This is a genomic window from Gordonia namibiensis NBRC 108229, assembly GCF_000298235.1.
Classification (GTDB): Bacteria; Actinomycetota; Actinomycetes; order Mycobacteriales; family Mycobacteriaceae; genus Gordonia; species Gordonia namibiensis.
This window is the reverse complement of record NZ_BAHE01000002.1, coordinates 119,725-139,720: the sequence shown is the minus strand read 5'-3', so window position 1 is coordinate 139,720 and position 19,996 is coordinate 119,725. Positions and strand designations below refer to the sequence as shown.

The following is a 19,996-nucleotide window of genomic DNA, read 5'->3' as shown; positions in this document are numbered from 1 at the left end:
CCTCGCCGCCGGTCACTCGGCGCGCGGCGTCGAGGACAACCTGTCCAGGAACGGGACCACCGCGGGATCGACCTCCCCACGCCCGGTGGTGCCGAGTCTCCGGACAAGTTGTCGGACTGCGGGTCCCGCGTCGAGCACGGGCTGCACCAGACCCAGCCGAGCGCAGCGGTCGAGAATCGGGAGCAGCAGTTCCTCCGCCTCGGCGTTCGCCCCGTTCGCGGCGACGCATTCGGTCAGCAACAGCTGGGCGTTGAGCGCCGCTCGCGGTCGGGCTTGCTCGTCGATCGATGCGGTGAGGGCGCGTGCGCGACGGCACGCCTCGTGGTGGGCGTCATCGTCGCCGACGGCCAGTAGCGCCCGGATGGCCGCTTCCTCGGTCTTCTCGGCGGTGACCTGGACGATGCCGTCGGATAGGTCGTGTGGCATCGCGGCGGGGAACGACTCCGCGGTGAGGGCCGACGCGCCGATTCCCGAGCGGAGACGTTCGGCGGTGATGTGCGCCGCCATTCGCGGCAGGTGCAGTGCCTGCGCCAGCCGCTCCCCGGTGTCCAGGCGTTCAGCGGCCTGATCATCCTGCCCGAGAGCATGTTTCGCACGTGCTCCGACGACATGGGTGGCGAGCATGATCTCCACGATGCCGCCTTCCCCGCCCAGGTTGTAGGTGTCGTCGAGGAGCCGCACAGCCTCGGCGACCTGACCCTTTTCGTACAGCAACTCCCCCAGCAGCGCGCCACTGAGGCGCGACCCGTAGGACCGGTCCTCGTCAGACGCGCGGGCGAGGCTCATCGCGTGACGGAACGCTGCCTCGGCCGCATCGAAATCGAGCTGTTCCCGCGATGCCACGCCGTTGAGGATGTACCCGTAGATGACGCTGAACGGCCCGTTCGTCCGCCGATGGTGCGGCCGCGCCCAGCGCTGCCAGTCCCGAGCCTCGTCGTAGGCGAAACGCTGCACCTCACGGAACGACGCGATCGCGGCGACACCGGACAGGACCCACGGACGGAGATTGTCGGCACGAACGACACACGCCTCGACCGCCTCGTCGAGGCCGTCGAGCTGGTCGTCGAGAACGGTCATCGCGGCACGGATGAGGGCCGTCTCCGCACGGATGTCGGCGACATCGCTGTCGGACTCGGACCCGGCCGGGAGTGCGGCGTCGATGTAGGCCAGCGCCGTGTTCGCCGGCGCCCGGTGGTGCAGCAGCGCGTGCGCCCAGGCGATCACCAGTTGCAGATCGGGCCGCGTCCGGCGCGTCGTGAGCGGGAGTTTCGTGGCAAGGCCGAGCACGGTGATCATCTTGGACTGCTCGAGCATGTCGTAGCCCTCGCGTTCGACCAGGTCCATCGCGTCGGAGTCGTCGCCTGCGGCGAGGTGGTGATCGACGGCCGCGCTGAACATGCGCCGGTCGGCGAACCACGTGGCGGCACGCCGATGGAGCTCGTCGCAGCGGTCGGGTTCCTGCTTCTCGAGTCGGCGACGCAGGAAGTCGGCGAACAGATGGTGAAAGCGGAACCACTGCCCTTCGGGGTCGAGCCGGGTGAGGAACAGGTCGCGTTTCTCGATCTCCTCGAGCACGGTCTGCGCGCGTCGCCGACCGGTCAACGCGGTCGCGAGGGACGCGCAGATCCGTTCCGCCACCGACGTCGCCAGCAGGAAATCGAGCAGATCGGGGTCGAGACTGTCGAGGACGTTCTCGGCCAGATAGTCGCCGAGTTCCCGGTGATTCGCCGAGAACTGTCGGATCGCCGACCGCGGATCGGAATGCTCGCGCAGCGCCAACGACGCCAGCTGCAGGGCGGCCACCCACCCGTCGGTGGTCTCCTCGAGTTCGGCGACATCGGTGTCGTCGATCGACAACCCGGTGCCGCCGATGAGCAGCTCACGCGACTCGTCCATGTCGAAACGCAAAGCGGTGGCGTCGATTTCGATCAGTTCATTCTTCACGCGGAGGCGGCTGAGTGGCAGATTCAGGCGGGTACGGCTGGTGACGACCAGTTGTAGGTGATGGCAGCCGTTGTCGATGAGGAACAGTGCGATCGCCCGGCTCTCCGGGTTGGTGATCCGATGCCAGTCGTCGAGCACGACGCGGATGTGCTCGTCGGTCGTGTGGGCGCGATTGATCAACGTGGTCAACACGTACCGCTCGGCCCCCTCGCCGTACTCCTCCAACGTCCGGGTGAGCTCGGTACCGAGGCCCGGCAACGTCACGCTGATGGCATCGACGAGGTGGGACAGGAACCAGGCGGGGGTGTTGTCGTCCTCGTCGATCGCCAACCAGGCGGTCTTACCCTCGGAGGCCTCGGCCGCCTGGACGTACTGGATGGCCAGAACCGTTTTGCCGTAACCGGCGGGTCCGTGGATCAGGATCAGACGGGCTCGGTTGTCGGTCGCGAGTCGCTCGAGCAACCGCGTGCGCGGAACCGTGGCGTGGGCCAGGACCGGCGGCCGGTATCTGGTGGCGACGACGGGTGGGCGCCCGGACTCCGACCCACTGCCCGGGCTGCCGAGGTGGAGGTACCCCGACGTGTCCATCGACGAGTCCGTGTCGATGCGCGTGGGGCCGTCGAGGTCGGTGAGAAGCGGAACGGGCACGTCGGCGACAGGGAGGCCGAGTTCGAGGCCGACCCGCCGCAGTGCCTCGCCGAACTCGAGTGCGGTCGCACAGCGATCCGCCGGCGTCCGCGACACCGACCGCGCGATCACCGTCCACACCGGCTCCGGAACACCCTGCGCCCGCAGGTCCGGGAGTTCGTCAGTGGTGATCCGCAGGAGCTGGGCGACCAGGTCCTCGTTCTTGCGGCGTCCGAACGCCGGTCGCCCGGCGAGCGCGGCGTACAGAGTGGCGCCGAGCCCGTACACGTCCGAGGCCACCGACGGCGAGTCGCCGCGCAGGACCTCCGGTGCGGTGTAGGCGGGGGTTCCGAGGACCAGACCACGGCTGGTGTCGTCCCGATCCGCGAGGCGGGCGATGCCGAAGTCCGTCAGCTGTGGTTGCCCGTACTCGGTGAGCAGGATGTTCGACGGTTTCAGATCGCGGTGCAGGACGCTGGCACGATGTGAGGTCTCCAACGCCCCGGCCATCTTGATGCCCAGGTCGATGACGTCGGCGACATCGCAGCGCCCCTGCCGCCGGAGACGGGTGTCGAGTGATCCTCGGACGTGAAAAGGCATGACGATGAACGGGAATCCCGACCGCGTCACGCCGGCCTCGAGGATGTGGACGATGTTCGGGTGCCCGGACAGGCGCCCCATCGCCTGCTGTTCGCGGAGGAACCGCACCCGGTCGGTCTCATCGCCACCGGTCCGCAGCACCTTGACCGCCACTTCCCGGTCGAGCGAAGGCTGGTGGCACTGGTAGACGACGCCGAAGCCGCCGCGTCCCGTGACCCGGGCGTCGGTGAAACCGGCTGCGCTCAGATCGTCCGCGATCTCCCGGGAAGGGGGATCGGCGGGCTTCGTGACTGTACGACGGGCCATCGGGCGTCCTAGAGATCGGATCGTGGCGTCGTCGATCGCGGCCGGTCGGATGGACTCACGGTGTCCGGTTCCGCCGACTGCTGCATCTCCTGCACGGTCATGGCGTCCCCTCGGGTCGTGCCCCCGAGTCTAGGCGCCGAGACGCGGCGAAGGCCGCGACATCAATCAGCCGAGACGACGGATCGTATCCGTCGCGGACTCGACGACCGCCTCGCGGAAACCGGTCCCGGCCCACAGGTTGATGCCGTCTGGATCGGTGGCGGCGGCGCGTCGGATGCCTCCCGTGAGCTTGTTGACCGCCGGATACTCGGCGACCGCGGCCTCGGAGAACTCGTCGGTGAAGCGGTTGCGCAGCGCCCGCGCGGGACGTCCGCTGAACGCGCGGGTCACCACCGTCTCGGTGCGCGCCGGATCGGCCAGGGCATCGGCGTGAGCGGGTTTCGTGCCGGCCTCCCGGGTACGCAGCAGAAGGGTGCCCACCTGAACGGCGGCCGCCCCGGATGACCGCAGCCGGTCGGCTCGATCGCGGGTCGCGACTCCCCCGGCCGCCACCAGCGGAAGTGCGACGCGAGCACGCACCGCCTCCAGGAGGTCGTCGAGTGGCTGGGTGGGCGGTTCGGTCCGGCGGTCGAACACCGAGCGATGTCCGCCTGCGTCGGGTCCCTGCACGCAGAGCCAGTCGGCCCCGGCCTCCGCGGCGACGACCGCATCGTCTGTGGTGGTGACCGTGACCCCGACAGTGCAACCGTGTCGTCGTAGTTCGGCGACCGCATCCGCCGGTGGGCAGCCGAACGCGAAGGAGACGACCGGGACCCGCTCTTCGCACATCAACGCGATCTTGGCGTCGAAGTGGTCGTCATCATCCCCGAGCTCCTCGACGGCGGGCAACTCGACGCCGAGCGACATGGCGTAGTCGAGCAACCGCTCGCGGTAGCGGGCCACGGCGTCCAGATCCACCGGCTCGGCTTCGGGAACGAAGATGTTGACGCCGAAGGTGTCGACGCCGCCGGCGCGTACGGCCGCGATGTCGGCCGCGACGCGTTCAGGCGACAGGTACCCGGCGGCCAACTGGCCGAGTCCGCCGGCACCGCTGACGGCGACCACCAGTTCGGGTGTGGTCGGCCCGCCCGCCATCGGCGCCCCGACTACCGGCACGGCGAGGTCTCGAAGGTCAACCATGCGCCGATGCTCCTCTGGTCATGCCTTGTCGTGCGTTCCGCGGGCGGTGGCCAATCGGGACAACCGCGATTCTGCGACCGAATCCATGTCCTCGAGTTCCAGACCCTTGGTCTCTTCGACCTTCTTGAAGACGTAGACGAAGGACGCCGCGGCACAGAAGGCGAAGAAGCCGTAGATGATTCCCAGTCCGACGGAATCGGTCATCGGGGGGAACAGCATCGAGATGGTGAAGTTGGCCAGCCAGTTGACCGCGGTACACACGCCGAGAGCGACGCCGCGGATCCGGTTCGGGAACATCTCCCCCAACATCACCCACATGACCGGACCCCAGGTGGCGGCGAAGGCGACGACGAACAGGTTGGCGCCGATCAACGCGATCACGCCCCACGGATCGGGCAACGACACGTTCTCGCCCTCGCCGATCTGTTGGGTGAACGCCACACTCGCCATCAGGAGCCCGATGAACATACCCACCGAACCGGCCAGCAGCAGCTTCCGCCGACCGATGCGGTCGACGAACAGGATCGCCACGAAGGTCATGCCCACGTTGATGACCGCGGTGATCACCGACGTCTTGAACGAGTCGCTCTCGGAGAAGCCGACCGACTGCCAGAGCGTCGTCGAGTAGTAGAAGATCGCGTTGATGCCGACGAACTGCTGGAAGACCGCGAGCCAGATGCCGACCCACACCAGCGGATGAAGCCCGAACGACGGGCCGGCGATGTCCTTGATCGAGGTCTTGGACTCCCGCTTGACCGTCAGTTTGATCTCCTTGACGCGGTCGAGCGGATCGCTCTCTCCGGTCACCGTCTGGAGAATGCGAGCGGCTTCCTCGTCCCGGTTGCGGCCCACCAGGTATCGCGGCGATTCCGGGATCAGCAGTGCGAGAACGCCGTAGACGATGGCGGGGACCACGCCGACGAGGAACATCCAGCGCCAGGCCTCCAGGCCCCACCAGAGAGTGTTCGCCGCGCTGCCGGCGCTGTTGGCCAGGACGGCATCCGACAGCAGTGCCGCGAAGATACCCGTGGTGATGGCCAGCTGCTGCATCGAGGCGAGTGCGCCGCGGTACCGGGCCGGAGCGATCTCGGAGATGTAGGCGGGCGCGATGACCGACGCGATGCCGATACCGATACCGCCGAGAACGCGCCAGAGCAGCAGATCCGGGATCGTCTGTGTGTAGGCGGTACCGATCGCCGAGATGATGAACAGCGCCGAGCCGAGCAGCATCACGCGCTTGCGGCCCCAGACGTCGGCGAGTCGCCCGGCGAACCAGGCGCCGAGCGCGCAACCGAGCAGCGCGATCGCAACAGCGAAGCCCGTCATCAGTTTGCCGAGACCGAAATTCGATTCGATCGAGTCGACGGCGCCGTTGACCACCGAACTGTCGAAGCCGAAGAGGAAACCACCGACGGCCGCGGCGACCGTGACGCCGATGACCTTTGCGGTGTGTTGTTCGGCGATCTCTCGCTGCTGCGGGTCGGCCATCACCTGACCCCGATCGCCGGTGTGGTGCAGCACGAATCCTGGGACATGTCCGTGACCTCGCTGTCCGGTTGCATGGTCGTCGTCTCCGACGTTTTCGCGCTTAATCTACTCGGGCGGTGAGGCCGGGCGGCGCACATCCGAGCACGCGTCGGTATCGATCTGGTCTGGATCGCCAGGTCAGGACTCGTCCGGGGTGTCGCGCGTGGTCGAGATCACCGACGTCCCGGTCAGTATCTCGGCGAGCGGTTTCGGTCGTCCGTAGTGGTATCCCTGCGCGAGGTCGCAGCCGACGGCTGCGATCGTGGCTGCCTGGTCAGCGGTCTCGATTCCCTCGGCGATCACACGGACCCCCATCGCGTGGGCGACGTCGACGATGCCGGCGAGGATCGTGCGTGCGCTCGGATTCTCCCCGAGGGCGTCGACGAATGCCTTGGCGGTCTTCAGGATGCCGACCGGCAGCCGGTACAGCTCGCTGAGTGAGGAAGCGCCGGTACCGAAATCGTCGAGCGAGATGCTGATGCCGAGAGCCCGGATGGCGTGCAGCAGGTTCAGCAGGCCGCTCTCGAGCGGCGCGAGTGCGCTCTCGGTGATCTCCAGGCACAGGGAGCGGGGATCCATCCCGGTCTGTGCACACGTCTCGCGGAGACGGTGGAGGAACTCCTCGTTGGTGAGTTCACGCCGGGATGCGTTGACGCACAGCATCACCTGCCGCAGCTGTGGTGTTCCGGCCACCTCGGCGCAGGCCGTGGCGAGGACATGGGCGCCGACCTTGTCGATGAGCGTGGATTGCTCTGCCAGAGGGATGAACTCGGTGGGCGGGATCGAGCCGAGTTCGGGATGATTCCATCGCAGGAGGGCCTCGAGTGCAACGAGTTGCCCGCTCTCGGTGGAGACGATCGGCTGGTAGTGGATCTCCAGCTGGGAAGGGTCGGAGACCAGCGCGCGCCGGAGTTCTTCTTCGATCCGTTGACGGCGCTGGAGCTCTTCGCGGTGATGCGTCCGGAACTGGACATATGGTTCCCGAGATGCCTTGCGCGCCTGGTACAGGGCGATGTCGGCGTCCCGCAGGAGGTCCGCGGGTGTGGAGCGGTCGCCGGCGGCCACGGTGGCGACGCCGATGCTCACGCGCACCGTCAGGGGTTCGCTGCGGTCGGTCACGCTCACCGGCGGTCTGATCGCGGCGCGTATCGACTCGATCTGGCGGTCGATCTCTGCCGGCGTGCTCGCCTTCGTGTGGGTGGTGACCAGGACGAATTCGTCTCCGCCGATCCGCCCCACCGCGCCTTCCCGGGGCGTCGCACCCGCAAGTCGTTGGGCGACGGTGTGCAAGACCTCGTCGCCGACGGCGTGACCAAGCGAGTCGTTCACGAGTTTGAAGTTGTCGAGATCGATGTAATATATTGCAACGCAATCGGTGTCGTGATCGGTAAGTGCCTCCATGTGCGACTCGAGTTCGTTGAGGATCCCGGCCCGGTTGTACAGCCGGGTCAGCGGATCGTGGACCGCGTCCCACGCCAGCCGGGTGCGCTCGCGGTAGCGCTCGGTGATGTCGGCGAATGACACCAGCACGACCGCTTCCGTGGTGTCGTCGTCGATCGGTCGGCAGCTGCACGACAACCACCGCTCGCCACCCGGCGTGTTGATCGTCGCCGTGGCATCGGTGATCGCAGTCCGCGTCCGCAGGCAGCGGACGATCGGCGACTCACCGTCGACGAAGTCGAGCGGCAGATCGTGGACGAACGAACCGGGAACGCCCTGCGGGCCGAGCATGGTCGCCGCCGCGGGATTCGCGAGTTCGATCCTGCCGTCCGCCCGAACCACGACGACCGCCTGATGGAGCGCGGCGAGGATGGTGCCCAGGCGTTCGATCAGCGGTCTGCGGGTGGGCTCGGCGACGATCAGGAAGCCGTCGTCCATCGACGTGACCGAGATATGGGCGAGGAAGGTCCGGTTGTTGTCCGCGCGGCGGTGGAGCTGGTCGACCGTGCCGCCCAGGGCCACCGCGGCCCGGACGTCGAGGTTGCCGCCCGTGACCGAACCCAGCTCGCGACCCACGGCGTCGTCGGCGGTGATGCCGTACATCTGCTCCGCCGCGGGATTCCACGACCGCACCGTCATGTTCCGGTCGACGGCGATCACAGCGTTGCTGACATGATCGAGCAGCGCCGCCTGACGTCGCAGTGCCGCTTCGATGGCCTTTTGCGCGGTGATGTCGCGCAGTATCACCTGATACGCCGGTTTGTCGTGCCAGACGGTGCGAACCGAGGTGACCTCCATCGGACGCGACACGCCATGGGCGTCGACCATCACGACTTCCTCCGGATACGTCGCCGCGCCGGCTTCGTCGCCCATGCTGACGATCCGCTCGATCATGTGCGGGAGTTCGTCGGGGTGGACGAAGTCGGTGATCGGGCGGCCGAGCATCTCCTCCCGGTCGGCGACCCGGGCGAAGTCGAGCGCCGCGGAGTTCACGTACACGATGACACCGTCCTGGTGTACGGCGATCGCGTCCGGGCTCAGTTCGAGGAGAAGGCGATAGCGTTCGGCCACCGCGGCATCGTTGGATCGGGTCATGGGCTCGGCATGGGGTGCGACGAGATCACTGTGGCCACCGTCCGTAGGCATCGATTCCGGCACTGCGTCAGTCCCTCCCCCCGGCCTTGCTCCAACCCCGCCGTCCATGTTCCCCCAAAAAGGGGGTGTCGGGTGGGCTAAAACGACGCAGAGTCGTGCGAAAGTCGAGTGGAAACCCCGTCCGTCGCGAAATGAGTCGATTGCCGCTCTCTGGGGGATTCTTGAGGTGGCGTTCGGTCAGATGACCTCGCAGAACTGCCGACAATTCAAAAATCCATGAAGAGGGTTCACCAATGACGAATCATCGATCGACCATTTCGGGTGTGGGGGCCGTGACCGGATACGGCTGGGGTAGAGAGGCCTTGTGGAACGGCCTCGTCTCCGGGAAGTCCGCAGCCGCGTTGCACGAGGGCTTCGGTTCCGGAGACGACGGTGGCCCGGGATGGATAGTGCGCGTGCCGGAGGGCGGCGACCAGGCCGACGCGAACACCCGCTTCGCGCGCGCAATGCGAAGTGCGGCGCGGGAAGCCATCGAGGATGCGATCGCGCACGGTTGGCGCGCCGGTTCGCGCGTCGGTTTGGTGCACGCCTGCGTGCTCGGCGATCTCGACATGTATCCGATGGTGGCCTCCGGTGCAGGGCAGTACACCGGCCGGCAGTATCTGTCGGTGACACCGTCCACGCCGGTGTCGCTGCTCATGCAGGAGTACGGCTTTCACGGTCCGGCAATGAACGTGTCGGCGATGTGCACCTCGGGTTCGGCGGCGATCGTGACGGCAAAGTCATGGCTCGACGCCGATCTCGTCGACGACGTCCTGGTGGTCGCCACAGATCTGTCGGCCAAGCCGGAAGTGGTCGGCATGTTCGTCCAACTCGGCGTCGCCATCACCGATACCGACGCACTCGACGCCTGCCGTCCGTTCCAGGAAGGCAGCCGGGGCTTCACCTTCGGCGAAGCGGCCATCGCTTTCACGATGACCAACCGCGAGACCGAAGGTTACGCAGATGTGTTGGGCGGGGCCATGTCCCACGACGCCTACCACGTCACCTCGATCGATCCGCAGCTCACGAACGTCGTCGGTTGTGTGGAACAGGCGCTGTCGACCGCCGGTCTCTCCGGGGACGAGATCCGGTACCTGAACGCGCATGGTCCCGGAACCCGGCAATGTGACCGCGCCGAGGCGACCATCGCCGAGACGATGCTGCCCAACAGTGAGGTCTTCTCCGTCAAACCCCTTGCCGGGCACTGCCAGGGCGCAGCGGGTGCGGTTGAGCTGGCCGCGTCGCTGCTCGGATACGACCGGGGTGAGATCCCGGCGCCGCCGAGTGTTTCCGACGGAATCCCACAACTTCTCGACGGACTGACGCCTTTGGATGCGGGCCCCACACTGAAGACCTCCCTGGGCATGGGCGGCCACAACTCGGCGGTGGTGATCGCACCCCAGGTCTGACCCGGGATCGCTGCGATCAGGCGCCTATCGGCACTTTTTGCGAACGTATTTCGCCAGATCGGTGCGGAACCACCAGGAAAGCCCCACAATTCAGACATGTCGAACGCGCCGGAGAACTCGGCGGCTGACCGACCGGCTTCGGGAACCGGGCCGGAGTCGGGAGCGCGTCGTGTACTGACAGCTTTTCTGAACTCCCCCTTCGCGGGAATGTCGCCGTGGATCGTGATGGCACTGGTGACGGGCCCGGGCCGCTTCGAAGAAGCAGCGGCCTCGGCATTGGCCCTGTCGTTGCTCCTCGTCGTGGGGACTCACCGCCGCGGCAGCAGCTTCAAACTGCTCGAGTTGTTCGACGTCGTCTACTTCGCGGCGATGGCCGGTCTCGCTCTGTTCGCCTCGGCCGGGGTCATCGGCTGGCTGGAGAAATGGGGCGGCGAGATGACCAACGTCGCGTTGGTCGCCTTCGCCCTCGGCTCGATCATCGTGCGCCGGCCGTTCACCCTGCAGTACGCCCGAGAAACCACCGAGAAGGAACTCTGGACGAGTCCGCTGTTCCTGCGGATCAACTACGTCATCACGTGGGCGTGGGTCGTCGGGTTCGCGGTCGGAGCGATCTCGGGTGCCGTCGGGGATCTGGTGCTCGACGATTCGAACAACTTCTGGACGGGCTGGATCATTCAGATCGGCGGCATCATCTTCGCCGTCTCGTTCACGGAGTTCTACCCCGACTACGCCACCTACCACGCTGCCCTGCGCGAAGGATGGCTCACGGACGAGACACCGCAGAGCATGCTCCACCTGTTCGACTGGGTGCCCGGCTACGTGCTGGCCATCGGCATCGCCGGTCTGCTGACCGAGGAGTTGAGCGCGGTGGCCGGGATCATCGTGATCGTCGTCGGCGCGGTCGGTATCAAGGTGTTCCGACAGCTGACGACCGCTTTCGACGCCCGCCAGGCCCAGACGGCACCGGGAACATCGACCAACGCGTGAACCGGTGCTCGTACCCCGACGCCGGATGTCGTCGGTAGGGTCGAGAACATGAATCTCGACGGGGTTGGAATCTGGAGTTCGCCACTACGCTATGGAGACGCCGGGGAGGCCGCGGAAGCCGCAGCCGAGCTCGACGAGTTGGGCTTCACCGCCCTGTGGATCCCCGACGTCGGTGGCCCTGTTCTCGACTCGGTGCGCAACCTCCTCGGTGCCACCAAGAAGGCCGTGATCGCCACCGGCATCCTCAACATGTGGATGCATGAACCACACGATGTCGCTGCGGCGCACGCGAGTTTCGCCGACGAGTTCGGTCCCCGGTTCCTTCTCGGCCTGGGTATCAGCCACGCACCGCTGATCGACGCGAAGGAGGCGGGTCGCTACCAGAAGCCGCTGGCCACCACCCGTGCGTTCCTCGACGGACTTGATTCGGCGCCGACGCCGGTACCGGCAGACAGCCGGGTTCTCGCGGCCCTCGGACCGAAAATGCTCCGACTCGCCGCAGACCGCACGCTCGGTGCGCACCCGTACCTGGTGACACCGGACCACACCGCGACCGCACGTGAAACCCTCGGCGCCGGGCCGCTGCTCGCACCCGAGCAGACCGCCATCTTCGCCGCAGACCGCGACGAGGCGCGCTCGATCGGCACCAAGTGGCTCACGAGCTACCTCGCCATGCCGAACTACGCCAACAACCTCCGCCGCCTCGGTTTCACCGACGAGGACCTCGACACGGTCAGCGATCGGCTGTTCGACGCCCTGATCGTCTGGGGTGACGAGTCGGCGATCCTGGGCCGCATCGGCGAGCACCGCTCCGCCGGTGCCGACCATGTCTGCGTCCAGGTCCTGCAGAAGGACCACCGCGGGTTCCCGCGGGAGCAGTGGCGTCGCCTCGCGGAGGCTCTCGGCCAGAACTGATCACGTTGCGTTGTGTCCCGGTCTCCGGGACACAACGCAACCTGTCTTCGGGGCCACCACGCGATTCTCCGTATGACGTCGAGCCCGGAACCCGGGCTCGACGTCATACGCATCTGATTGCCTCACGGGATGTCGCGGCGTCGGAAACCGGTGAAGCCCATCAGCAGGAACCCGACGGTCACCAGGCCGATCCACAACAGGCCCCACCAGTCCGTACCGGTGGCGGCCACGTCCGGAACGTGATGAAACGGGCTGAAACCCAGTGCCCAGCCGGGCAGTTTGAAGCTCGGCCCCAGGATCGTCATCACGAAGGACACCAGCACGCCGAGCCAGATCGCCGGCCGGGCCATGGGGCGGGCCCCGATCACCGCGACCGCAAAGGCGATGACCGCCCACGTTGCCGGGACCGTCACGACCGCCTGCAGCAGCGCGTTCCCGAAGCCGATGCCGATGTCGGCGGTCGACGCGAAGACACCGACCACCACCCCCGCGACCAACAGGAACACCGCCGACGCCAGGAACGCCACCAGCACGCTCGCGGCGAAGTAGCGGACGCGGGCAACCGATGTGGCGAGAACCGCTTCGGTTCGGTCCTCGAGTTCCTCGGTGCGCACACGGTTGACGATCTGCACACCCGCTACCGAGGCGATGATCCCGACCAGGCTCAAGATCGTCGTGACGAACGCCGAGATCAGGTCGGCCGGCGACGCGGCACCGGACGCGAAGACCATCGCCAGCGCCGGATTCGTCTCCAGCAGACTCTTGACTGATCGGGTGAAGTAGCCGAAGACGACGCCGAGTCCGATGAAGGCCACCGACCACGATGCGATGGATGCTCGATTGAGTCGGATGGCGAGGGCCGTCGGCGATCCGATGCGGCCCCTCCGCGGGCCCGGTTTCGGCGGGATCAGTCCCTGCCCGAAGTCCCGCGAGACCTGCAGCGCGAAGCCCACTCCGGCCACCATGACCGCGAATGCGACCCCGAGTCCCAGCGGCCACCAGTGGTCACCGGTCGCCGGCCGCGTCTCCTGGATCCAGCCGAGTGGGTTGGCCCAGGTCGTCCAGGTCGGTGCGCTGACCGAGTAGAGGAACCCACGGAGGATGAACAGCACACCGAGCAGTGACACCGAAATGGTCGTCGCCGCACGGGCATCGGCGCCCACTTGTGCACTGACCACCGCGACCGCGGCGAACATCCAACCGGTGACGGTGAATCCGGCACCGAGCAACATCGACGGGCCCCAGGCGCCGCCGCACAGACCGGTGGTCACGCCGGACACGACGCCGATCGCCACCGAGCACATCATCGCCATCACCAGCGCAACCAGCAGTCGCGACGACCTACCGAGAACACCAGATGCCAGTAGTTCGGCCTGACCCGAGTCCTCTTGTCCGCGACTGGCCTTGACGACGACGAAGATCACACCGAGCGCCGCGATGAACCCACCGAGGGCGAGGCTGCGCCACGCGGTGAAGCCGTCGGTCGTCGACAGGTCGTAGGCAGGACCGAAGATCAGTCCCAGCGCCGGGTTGGCCCCGACCGTCGCCGCGAACGCCTTTCGTTCCAGCGCATCGGGAAACAGCCACGGGTACACGAGGACCGACGACACCGCCAACGCAGTCGGCAGCACGATCCACGGGGCGAAGGTTCTTCCCTCGTGGTGCAGCGACGCCTTCAACAGTGGTCGTGTACCGGCGATCGAGGCGACGGTCATCTCACCGCTCCCCCGGCATCGCACCTTCGGCTTCATAGAGCCGGAGGAACAGGCTCTCCAGCGACGGCGGCTCGACGGTCAGCGACCGTAGGCCGCACGACGTCAGCATCGTCATCGCGTCGCCGATCCGGTCCGAATCGACTGTGGCACCGAGACGGTGACCGTCCACGGCGACATCGTGAAGTTCGGCGAGCTGTTCATCGGAGGGGATGGTGTCGAGGTCGGCACGGACCGAAGTACGGGTGTGGCCGCGAAGGTCGGCTAGGGTGCCCGTGGCGACGATCGCGCCGTCGCGGATGATGCTGAGTCGATCGGCGAGGGTCTCGGCCTCAGCGAGGATGTGGCTCGACAGCAGGACCGTCGTACCACGGGATTTCGCCTTGCCGACCACGTCCTGGAAGACGCTTTCCATCAACGGATCCAGGCCCGAGGTCGGCTCGTCGAGGATCAGCAGCTCGACGTCGGAGGCCAGGGCGGCGACGATCGCCACCTTCTGGCGGTTGCCCTTCGAATACTGGCGTCCCCGCTTGGTGGTGTCGAGTTCGAAACGTCGGACGAGGTCGGCACGACGCTCTTCGTCGAGTCCGCCGCGCATCGCGCCGAGGAGATCGATCATCTCGCCGCCGGTCATCGACGGCCACAGGGAGACGTCGCCGGGGACGTAGGCGAGCCGGCGATGAAGCTCGACGACGTCGCGCCACGGATCGCCACCCAGCAGGCGGACCTCGCCCGCGTCGGCGCGCAACAGACCGAGCAGCACCCGGATCGTCGTCGACTTGCCGGCTCCGTTGGGGCCGAGGAAGCCGTGGACCTCGCCGCGTCGAACAGTCAGGTCGAGTCCTCGCAGTGCATCGAATCTGCCGAAGGACTTGTGCAGACCGTGGACGTCGACGGCGAGATCGGCAGGTGGTCGCCCAGTGACGTCGGATACTCCGGTGGACATGGCGAACCTCCAGGATCGACGATCGCCACGATCGTTGCACGGCAGCCGATGAGGAAGCCCCAAAAGAGACCGAGTTGCCGCTAAGCGGTGGCGGCCTTCTCGATCACGGCGGTCACCGCGGCCGGGTGGGAGACCATGGACACGTGTGAAGCGCCGACCTCCGAAGTGTGTCCTGGCGCGACGCGTGACGCCATGAAGCGCTGGAGTGCAGGCGGAATCACCCGGTCCTGTCCCGACACCAGGTACCAGCTCGGCACCCGCGTCCACGACGCCGGACCTGAGGGTTCGAGATTGGCGACGAGCGCCGCGGACTTCTGATGCGCGAACATGTCGGCCGCGGTCGCCACACTCACGTCCTGTGCGAAGACCTCCCGGAAGTACGGCCGCGCAATGTAACCGTCGAGGTTGCGTCCCGCCACGCCTGTGGGATCGTCGACCACCTTGACCTGCAGCGCCGGCGGAAGAAGTCGACTGCCGGGATAGACGATGGGATTCAGCAACCCTTGGACGAACTCGCCCTGCGCCGGGGCGAACGCAGCGATGTACACGTTGGCGACGACATCCGGGTCGTCGACATTCGTGATGACCATGCCTCCGTACGAATGCCCGACGAGCACGATGGGTCCGTCGATGGCGGCCAGTTTCTTCTCCAGGAGCGCGGAGTCGTGAGCAGGCCCGCGGAGAGGATTGTCGAAGCGCTGGACCGGATAACCCTTCGAGGAGAGCCGCGTCGCGACGCCGTCCCAGCCGGTCGAGTCCGCGAAGGCTCCGTGTACCAGCACGATCGTCGGGGTCGGCGCTGCGGAGGCGGACGAAACGGACACCAGCGTCGCGAGGAGGGCAGCGAGAACCGCGAGCAACGCCAATACGTTCCGGCGCAGAGCTTTTCGGGTGGGATGAGGTGAGTCGGTGGCCATGGGACAACCCTTCGTGTGCGACGGATTCGGCCCCGACAGTTCCCGACGATACCGGGTTCGAACGGGTTATACGAGGTCTCGCGGTCCCGCAGCTCCTACTTCTTGGTCAGCGAGGACTCCTTGTGCGCCGCCTTGGCGCCGGTCTTCGACGACTTCACGATCCAATACGGTTCATCCTCACTGGCTTTGAATTTCTGGCCGTCGAAGGTAAACTCCTTGGTGCGCTTCTCCTCCTCGGTTCCCTCGGTCTCGCCCTGCGAGGTGTTCCAGCGGACGGTGTCGTTCTCACTGATCGCCATTCTTCGGAATGCCCACATCCGGCGTTCGGCCAAACCTCATCGTTCGGCCCTCGGGGAGCCTGCGCGTAGACTCCGCGTCTATGGCGATCGTCAACCGGGGTTTCGTGGGCCGCCGCGACCGCGATGCCCGCCGCCTGCCCCCGGGCCAGTACACGACTCTCGACTTCCCGGTGTTGTCGGCCGAGCCCACACCGTCGGTGCCCCTGGAGAAATGGTCGCTCGCGGTCCAGTCCGCCGAACACCGCGCCTCGACGTTCACCTGGGAGCAGTTCCAAGCGCTGCCCCACGGCGAGATCACCACCGACATCCATTGCGTCACACGGTGGTCGAAGTTCGCCACGCGATGGCGAGGGGTCTCCTTCGACACCCTGCTCGGAGCATTGCCGTTCGAACCGGCGCCGTACGTCATGGCGCACTGTTACGGCGGGTACACCACCAACGTCCCGCTCGCCGACCTGACGGGCGGACAGGGGTGGATCGCCGACACCTTAGACGGTGAGCCGCTGGCACCCGAACACGGCGGGCCCGCCCGACTCCTCGTCCCCCACCTGTATTTCTGGAAGAGCGCGAAATGGGTTCGGCGCCTTCGTTTCATGCCTGAGGACACCCCGGGTTTCTGGGAGGAGCGCGGATATCACATGTACGGCGACCCCTGGCGTGAGCAGCGGTACTCGTGACCGACTGGCTGCTGACGACGGTCACCTCCGTCGTCGACATCACCCCGTCCGCACGTACTCTGCGGTTGGCCCTGCCCGAACCCATCCACGTGCTGCCCGGCCAGCATGTCGACATCCGGCTCACCGCCGAGGACGGTTACTCGACTGCCCGCGCCTACTCGGTGTCGGACGCCCGAGAGACCCGATCGATCGAGGTCACCGTCGAACGTCTCGACGACGGGGAGGTGTCGCCGTATCTGGTCGACGTGGTGGAGGTCGGCGACCCGCTGGAGATCAGCGGCCCACACGGTTGGTACTTCACGTGGGCTTCCGGCGACGACCGCCCGGTGCAGATGATCGGCGGCGGTTCCGGGGTCGCGCCGCTCATGTCGATGATCCGGAGTCGCGAGGTCGACGCACCACTGACGCCCTTTTCCCTGGTCTACTCGGTGCGCAGCCCCGAGCGCGTCTACTACCGCGACGAGATCCGGCAACTGATGGAGCACCACCGCATGGACCTCCATCTGGTCCACACACGCGTCGCACCCGCGGGTTCGGCGAGACCGCCGGGGCGCCTCGACTCGGCGGAGCTGGCCGCGCTCACGATGGATCCGTCGCGCTCGCCGACTGTGTACATCTGCGGACCGAACCGGTTCGTCGAGGACTGTGCGAAGTGGATGGTCGACGCCGGCCACGAACCGTCCCGGATCCGCACCGAGCGATTCGGCGACTGACACGACGCAGCGCGGTTTCGGTCCAATGCGTGCTGCTGTGCGCCGACCGGAAGTAGCGTGGCGACATGACTTCCGCGTATGACTTCACCGCGACCGGGATCGACGGCGAACCGGTCGACCTCTCGACGTTCCGGGGCGACCCACTGCTGATCGTGAACACCGCGTCGAAGTGCGGCTTCACACCGCAATACCAGGGGCTGGAGACGCTGCATCGCGACTACCAGGGCCAGGGACTGCGAGTCCTCGGCTTCCCGTGCGATCAGTTCGCACACCAGGAGCCCGGCAACGAGGAAGAGATCAAGAACTTCTGTTCGCTGACCTACGACGTCACCTTCCCGATGTTCGCCAAGGTCGACGTGAACGGACCGGACGCCCACCCCCTCTTCGAATGGCTGCGGACACAGAAGTCGGGAGTCTTCGGCGGTCGGATCAAGTGGAACTTCACCAAGTTCCTGGTGAATCGCGACGGCGTCGTCGTCGAACGCTTCGCGCCGGCAACCAAACCCGAGAAACTGGTCGGGTCCATCGAGAAACAACTCGGACCCGCCGACGGCAGGGACGAGACATCATGAGCCGGACAACGTCGTTCGTGCGTGTGATCATCGCCTACGTGGTGGCCCTCGGGGTCGCCGCCGCGTGGTTGTCGCTGGGGCCCGACACCGGCCACCTGTGGCTCGACACCCTCGTCGCCGATCTCTGGGCGACGCTGGTGATCTTCGGCTTCAGCCGCTTGTATGCGAACTCGAGCATGTACGACGCCTATTGGAGCGTCATCCCACCCGTGCTGCTGGTGTACTGGTGGGCGGCAGGCGATGTCGGCCTTGACGCCGTGCACTGCTGGGTCATCGCCGTCGTCGTCGGGGTGTGGGCGATCCGGCTGACCGCCAACTGGGCGACCGGGTGGCCGGGTCTGGATCACGAGGACTGGCGCTACGGGATGCTCAAGGAGCGTGCCGGTGGTGCGGCGATCGTCGTCGACCTGTTCGCCATCCACGTCATCCCCACCATCCAGGTGTTCCTGGGCATGGTCCCGGTATATGTGGCGGTGACGCAACCGGATTCGACGCTCGCCTGGCTGACCGCACTGGGCGCAGTCGTGGGGTTCGCCGCGGTTGCCCTCGAGTACGTCGCGGACGCGCAGCTGCGTCGCTTCACGGCACATCGCACGCCGGGAGCGGTCCTGGACACCGGCGTCTGGTCGTGGTCCCGGCACCCGAACTACTTCGGCGAGTTCTCCTTCTGGGTTGCGATGGCGCTGTTCGGGATCGCCGCCGCACCCTCCGACTGGTGGTGGTTGCTCGTGGGTGTCGTGGTGATGCTGGCGATGTTCCTCGGCGCGAGTATCCCGATGATGGAGCAGCGCAGCCTCTCACGACGCCCCGGTTACGCCGACGTCGTCGCCCGGGTGTCGCTGTTCGTACCCCGGCCGCCGCGCGGTGCCCGACCACCGCAATCCACCGAGCGCATCCCGGGGTGACCCGACCCCGCGTCGTCATCGCCGGCCTCGGTGACACGGGAGTACTGACCGCGATCCATCTGTCCGGGCACGCCGACATCGTCGGGATCTCGTCGAAGCCCGGGCTGGTCAGCGGTCAGGAACTCGGGCTACGTCTCAGCCGGCCAGAGGCCTGGGCCCGCGACTACCGGATCCCGTTCGATCGGTTCCGCAAGCTGGACGGTGTCCGCACGGTCCACGGATCGTTGACCGCGGCCGACCTCGACGGACGAACGGTGACGGTCACCGGTACCGACGGAACCGAGCACGTCGAACCGTTCGACGCCCTGGTGATCGCAACCGGTGTCCGCAACGGCTTCTGGCGCCGCCCGAGCCTCCAGTCACCGGCTGACGTCGACCGTGACCTCGCGGCGGCGCATTCCCGGCTGGCGGAGGCGGATTCGATCGCGGTGATCGGGGGTGGCGCCGCCGCGGTGAGTTCCGCCGCCAACCTGGCCGCGACGTGGCCGGACAAGCAGATCGACCTCTACCACCCCGGCGACCGCGCATTACCCCGTCACCACCGTCGGACCTGGCAGAACGTGTCGGCGCGCCTGCGCAGCCTGGGCGTCGGAGTACATGGCGGGCACCGAGCGCAGGTGCCCGACGGTTTCGCCTGCGATGAGCTCACCACCGGACCCGTGCAATGGTCCACCGGGCAACAACCCGTGCAGGCCGACGCGGTGCTCTGGGCGATCGGTCGGGTCACCCCGAACTCGGACTGGCTGCCCGCGGAGATCCTCGATGCTCACGGGTTCGTTCGTGTGACACCGGAACTGCGGGTTCCCGGCCACGAGCTCGTCTACGCCGTCGGGGACATCGCCGCGACCGATGCTCTTCGGAGCTCGGCACGCAACCGCGCCGACCGGCTGCTCGCCCACAACATCCGCGCGGACCTGTCACGTCGGCCCGGCCGCGCACGAAGCTATGTGCCGCCCCGGCGACGGTGGGGGTCGGTTCTCGGCACGCAGCATGACGGCCTGCAGGTGTTCGCGCCGAACGGTCGGGCATTCCGATTTCCCGCGTGGTCGGTGGACGCGGTACTGCAGCCGTTGATCGTGCGGCGGGGAATCTACGGCGGGATTCGAGAAGCCGATTCTCTGCCGTGTGCAGATGGTCGGCGGCGTCGCACCTGAAAGGTCATCTTCCGCGCTTACACTCGGCCT

16 protein-coding genes are annotated in these 19,996 nt (G+C 67.0%); 8 read left to right on the top strand and 8 right to left on the bottom strand.

Annotated elements, in window-relative coordinates:
* Positions 1-12 precede the first annotated feature (12 nt).
* The 4 genes from GONAM_RS00815 to GONAM_RS00800 all read right to left on the bottom strand — a co-directional run bounded on the left by GONAM_RS00815 (position 13) and on the right by GONAM_RS00800 (position 8,718).
* Entirely contained in the window at positions 13-3,477 is a 3,465-nt protein-coding gene (locus GONAM_RS00815) for a serine/threonine-protein kinase (RefSeq protein WP_006864868.1), read from the bottom strand.
* 165 nt (positions 3,478-3,642) lie between these two features.
* On the bottom strand, positions 3,643-4,656 hold the full coding sequence (locus GONAM_RS00810) for an NAD(P)H-dependent flavin oxidoreductase (protein ID WP_006864867.1): 1,014 nt from the start codon (positions 4,654-4,656) through the stop codon (positions 3,643-3,645).
* A gap of 18 nt (positions 4,657-4,674) precedes the next feature.
* Positions 4,675-6,144 carry a sugar porter family MFS transporter gene (locus tag GONAM_RS00805; RefSeq protein WP_040534907.1) on the bottom strand — a complete coding sequence of 490 codons (1,470 nt, stop codon included), beginning with the start codon at positions 6,142-6,144 and terminating at the stop codon, positions 4,675-4,677.
* 177 nt (positions 6,145-6,321) lie between these two features.
* A complete protein-coding gene (locus GONAM_RS00800) occupies positions 6,322-8,718 on the bottom strand; it encodes a sensor domain-containing protein (protein WP_245548544.1) in 2,397 nt (798 codons plus the stop codon).
* Positions 8,719-9,011: 293 nt separating this feature from the next.
* Between GONAM_RS00800 and GONAM_RS00795 the strand changes: the two genes are divergently transcribed.
* The 3 genes from GONAM_RS00795 (at position 9,012) to GONAM_RS00785 (ending at position 12,071) form a co-directional block, all read left to right on the top strand.
* The gene (locus GONAM_RS00795) at positions 9,012-10,169 is read left to right on the top strand and encodes a beta-ketoacyl synthase N-terminal-like domain-containing protein (RefSeq protein ID WP_006864864.1); all 1,158 of its coding nucleotides are present in this window, start codon (positions 9,012-9,014) and stop codon (positions 10,167-10,169) included.
* A 96-nt stretch (positions 10,170-10,265) separates the two neighbouring features.
* Positions 10,266-11,156 (top strand): hypothetical protein, encoded by an 891-nt coding sequence (locus GONAM_RS00790; RefSeq protein WP_040534904.1) that lies wholly within the window; start codon positions 10,266-10,268, stop codon positions 11,154-11,156.
* A gap of 48 nt (positions 11,157-11,204) precedes the next feature.
* On the top strand, positions 11,205-12,071 hold the full coding sequence (locus tag GONAM_RS00785; protein WP_006864862.1) for an LLM class F420-dependent oxidoreductase: 867 nt from the start codon (positions 11,205-11,207) through the stop codon (positions 12,069-12,071).
* A gap of 122 nt (positions 12,072-12,193) precedes the next feature.
* On the opposite strand, the gene GONAM_RS00780 is transcribed toward GONAM_RS00785, so the two are convergent.
* From GONAM_RS00780 to GONAM_RS00765, 4 genes are all read right to left on the bottom strand, one after another.
* Positions 12,194-13,786: an ABC transporter permease gene (locus GONAM_RS00780; protein ID WP_006864861.1), complete on the bottom strand. Its 1,593-nt coding sequence runs from the start codon at positions 13,784-13,786 to the stop codon at positions 12,194-12,196.
* 1 nt (position 13,787) lies between these two features.
* The gene (locus GONAM_RS00775; protein ID WP_006864860.1) at positions 13,788-14,729 is read right to left on the bottom strand and encodes an ABC transporter ATP-binding protein; all 942 of its coding nucleotides are present in this window, start codon (positions 14,727-14,729) and stop codon (positions 13,788-13,790) included.
* An 80-nt stretch (positions 14,730-14,809) separates the two neighbouring features.
* The gene (locus GONAM_RS00770) at positions 14,810-15,646 is read right to left on the bottom strand and encodes an alpha/beta fold hydrolase (protein ID WP_006864859.1); all 837 of its coding nucleotides are present in this window, start codon (positions 15,644-15,646) and stop codon (positions 14,810-14,812) included.
* A 95-nt stretch (positions 15,647-15,741) separates the two neighbouring features.
* A complete protein-coding gene (locus tag GONAM_RS00765; RefSeq protein ID WP_006864858.1) occupies positions 15,742-15,945 on the bottom strand; it encodes a hypervirulence associated TUDOR domain-containing protein in 204 nt (67 codons plus the stop codon).
* Between the two features lie 80 nt (positions 15,946-16,025).
* Between GONAM_RS00765 and GONAM_RS00760 the strand changes: the two genes are divergently transcribed.
* From GONAM_RS00760 to GONAM_RS00740, 5 genes are all read left to right on the top strand, one after another.
* Complete coding sequence (locus tag GONAM_RS00760) at positions 16,026-16,622, top strand: sulfite oxidase-like oxidoreductase (protein ID WP_006864857.1); 597 nt, start codon at positions 16,026-16,028, stop codon at positions 16,620-16,622.
* Positions 16,619-17,335 (top strand): ferredoxin reductase, encoded by a 717-nt coding sequence (locus tag GONAM_RS00755; protein ID WP_006864856.1) that lies wholly within the window; start codon positions 16,619-16,621, stop codon positions 17,333-17,335. The genes GONAM_RS00760 and GONAM_RS00755 overlap by 4 nt, the downstream gene beginning before the upstream one ends.
* Before the next feature lie 65 nt (positions 17,336-17,400).
* Positions 17,401-17,907: a glutathione peroxidase gene (locus GONAM_RS00750; RefSeq protein WP_006864855.1), complete on the top strand. Its 507-nt coding sequence runs from the start codon at positions 17,401-17,403 to the stop codon at positions 17,905-17,907.
* Positions 17,904-18,812, top strand: a complete 909-nt coding sequence (locus GONAM_RS00745; protein ID WP_006864854.1) for a DUF1295 domain-containing protein — start codon at positions 17,904-17,906, stop codon at positions 18,810-18,812. The genes GONAM_RS00750 and GONAM_RS00745 overlap by 4 nt, the downstream gene beginning before the upstream one ends.
* On the top strand, positions 18,809-19,966 hold the full coding sequence (locus GONAM_RS00740) for an FAD-dependent oxidoreductase (protein ID WP_006864853.1): 1,158 nt from the start codon (positions 18,809-18,811) through the stop codon (positions 19,964-19,966). The genes GONAM_RS00745 and GONAM_RS00740 overlap by 4 nt, the downstream gene beginning before the upstream one ends.
* Positions 19,967-19,996 lie beyond the last annotated feature (30 nt).

Coding starts and splice junctions, on each gene's coding strand:
- GONAM_RS00815 (WP_006864868.1), bottom strand. CDS start 3,477: ATGGCCCGTCGTACAGTCACGAAGCCCGCCGATCCCCCTTCCCGGGAG.
- GONAM_RS00810 (WP_006864867.1), bottom strand. CDS start 4,656: ATGGTTGACCTTCGAGACCTCGCCGTGCCGGTAGTCGGGGCGCCGATG.
- GONAM_RS00805 (WP_040534907.1), bottom strand. CDS start 6,144: ATGGCCGACCCGCAGCAGCGAGAGATCGCCGAACAACACACCGCAAAG.
- GONAM_RS00800 (WP_245548544.1), bottom strand. CDS start 8,718: ATGACCCGATCCAACGATGCCGCGGTGGCCGAACGCTATCGCCTTCTC.
- GONAM_RS00795 (WP_006864864.1), top strand. CDS start 9,012: ATGACGAATCATCGATCGACCATTTCGGGTGTGGGGGCCGTGACCGGA.
- GONAM_RS00790 (WP_040534904.1), top strand. CDS start 10,266: ATGTCGAACGCGCCGGAGAACTCGGCGGCTGACCGACCGGCTTCGGGA.
- GONAM_RS00785 (WP_006864862.1), top strand. CDS start 11,205: ATGAATCTCGACGGGGTTGGAATCTGGAGTTCGCCACTACGCTATGGA.
- GONAM_RS00780 (WP_006864861.1), bottom strand. CDS start 13,786: ATGACCGTCGCCTCGATCGCCGGTACACGACCACTGTTGAAGGCGTCG.
- GONAM_RS00775 (WP_006864860.1), bottom strand. CDS start 14,729: ATGTCCACCGGAGTATCCGACGTCACTGGGCGACCACCTGCCGATCTC.
- GONAM_RS00770 (WP_006864859.1), bottom strand. CDS start 15,646: ATGGCCACCGACTCACCTCATCCCACCCGAAAAGCTCTGCGCCGGAAC.
- GONAM_RS00765 (WP_006864858.1), bottom strand. CDS start 15,945: ATGGCGATCAGTGAGAACGACACCGTCCGCTGGAACACCTCGCAGGGC.
- GONAM_RS00760 (WP_006864857.1), top strand. CDS start 16,026: ATGGCGATCGTCAACCGGGGTTTCGTGGGCCGCCGCGACCGCGATGCC.
- GONAM_RS00750 (WP_006864855.1), top strand. CDS start 17,401: ATGACTTCCGCGTATGACTTCACCGCGACCGGGATCGACGGCGAACCG.
- GONAM_RS00745 (WP_006864854.1), top strand. CDS start 17,904: ATGAGCCGGACAACGTCGTTCGTGCGTGTGATCATCGCCTACGTGGTG.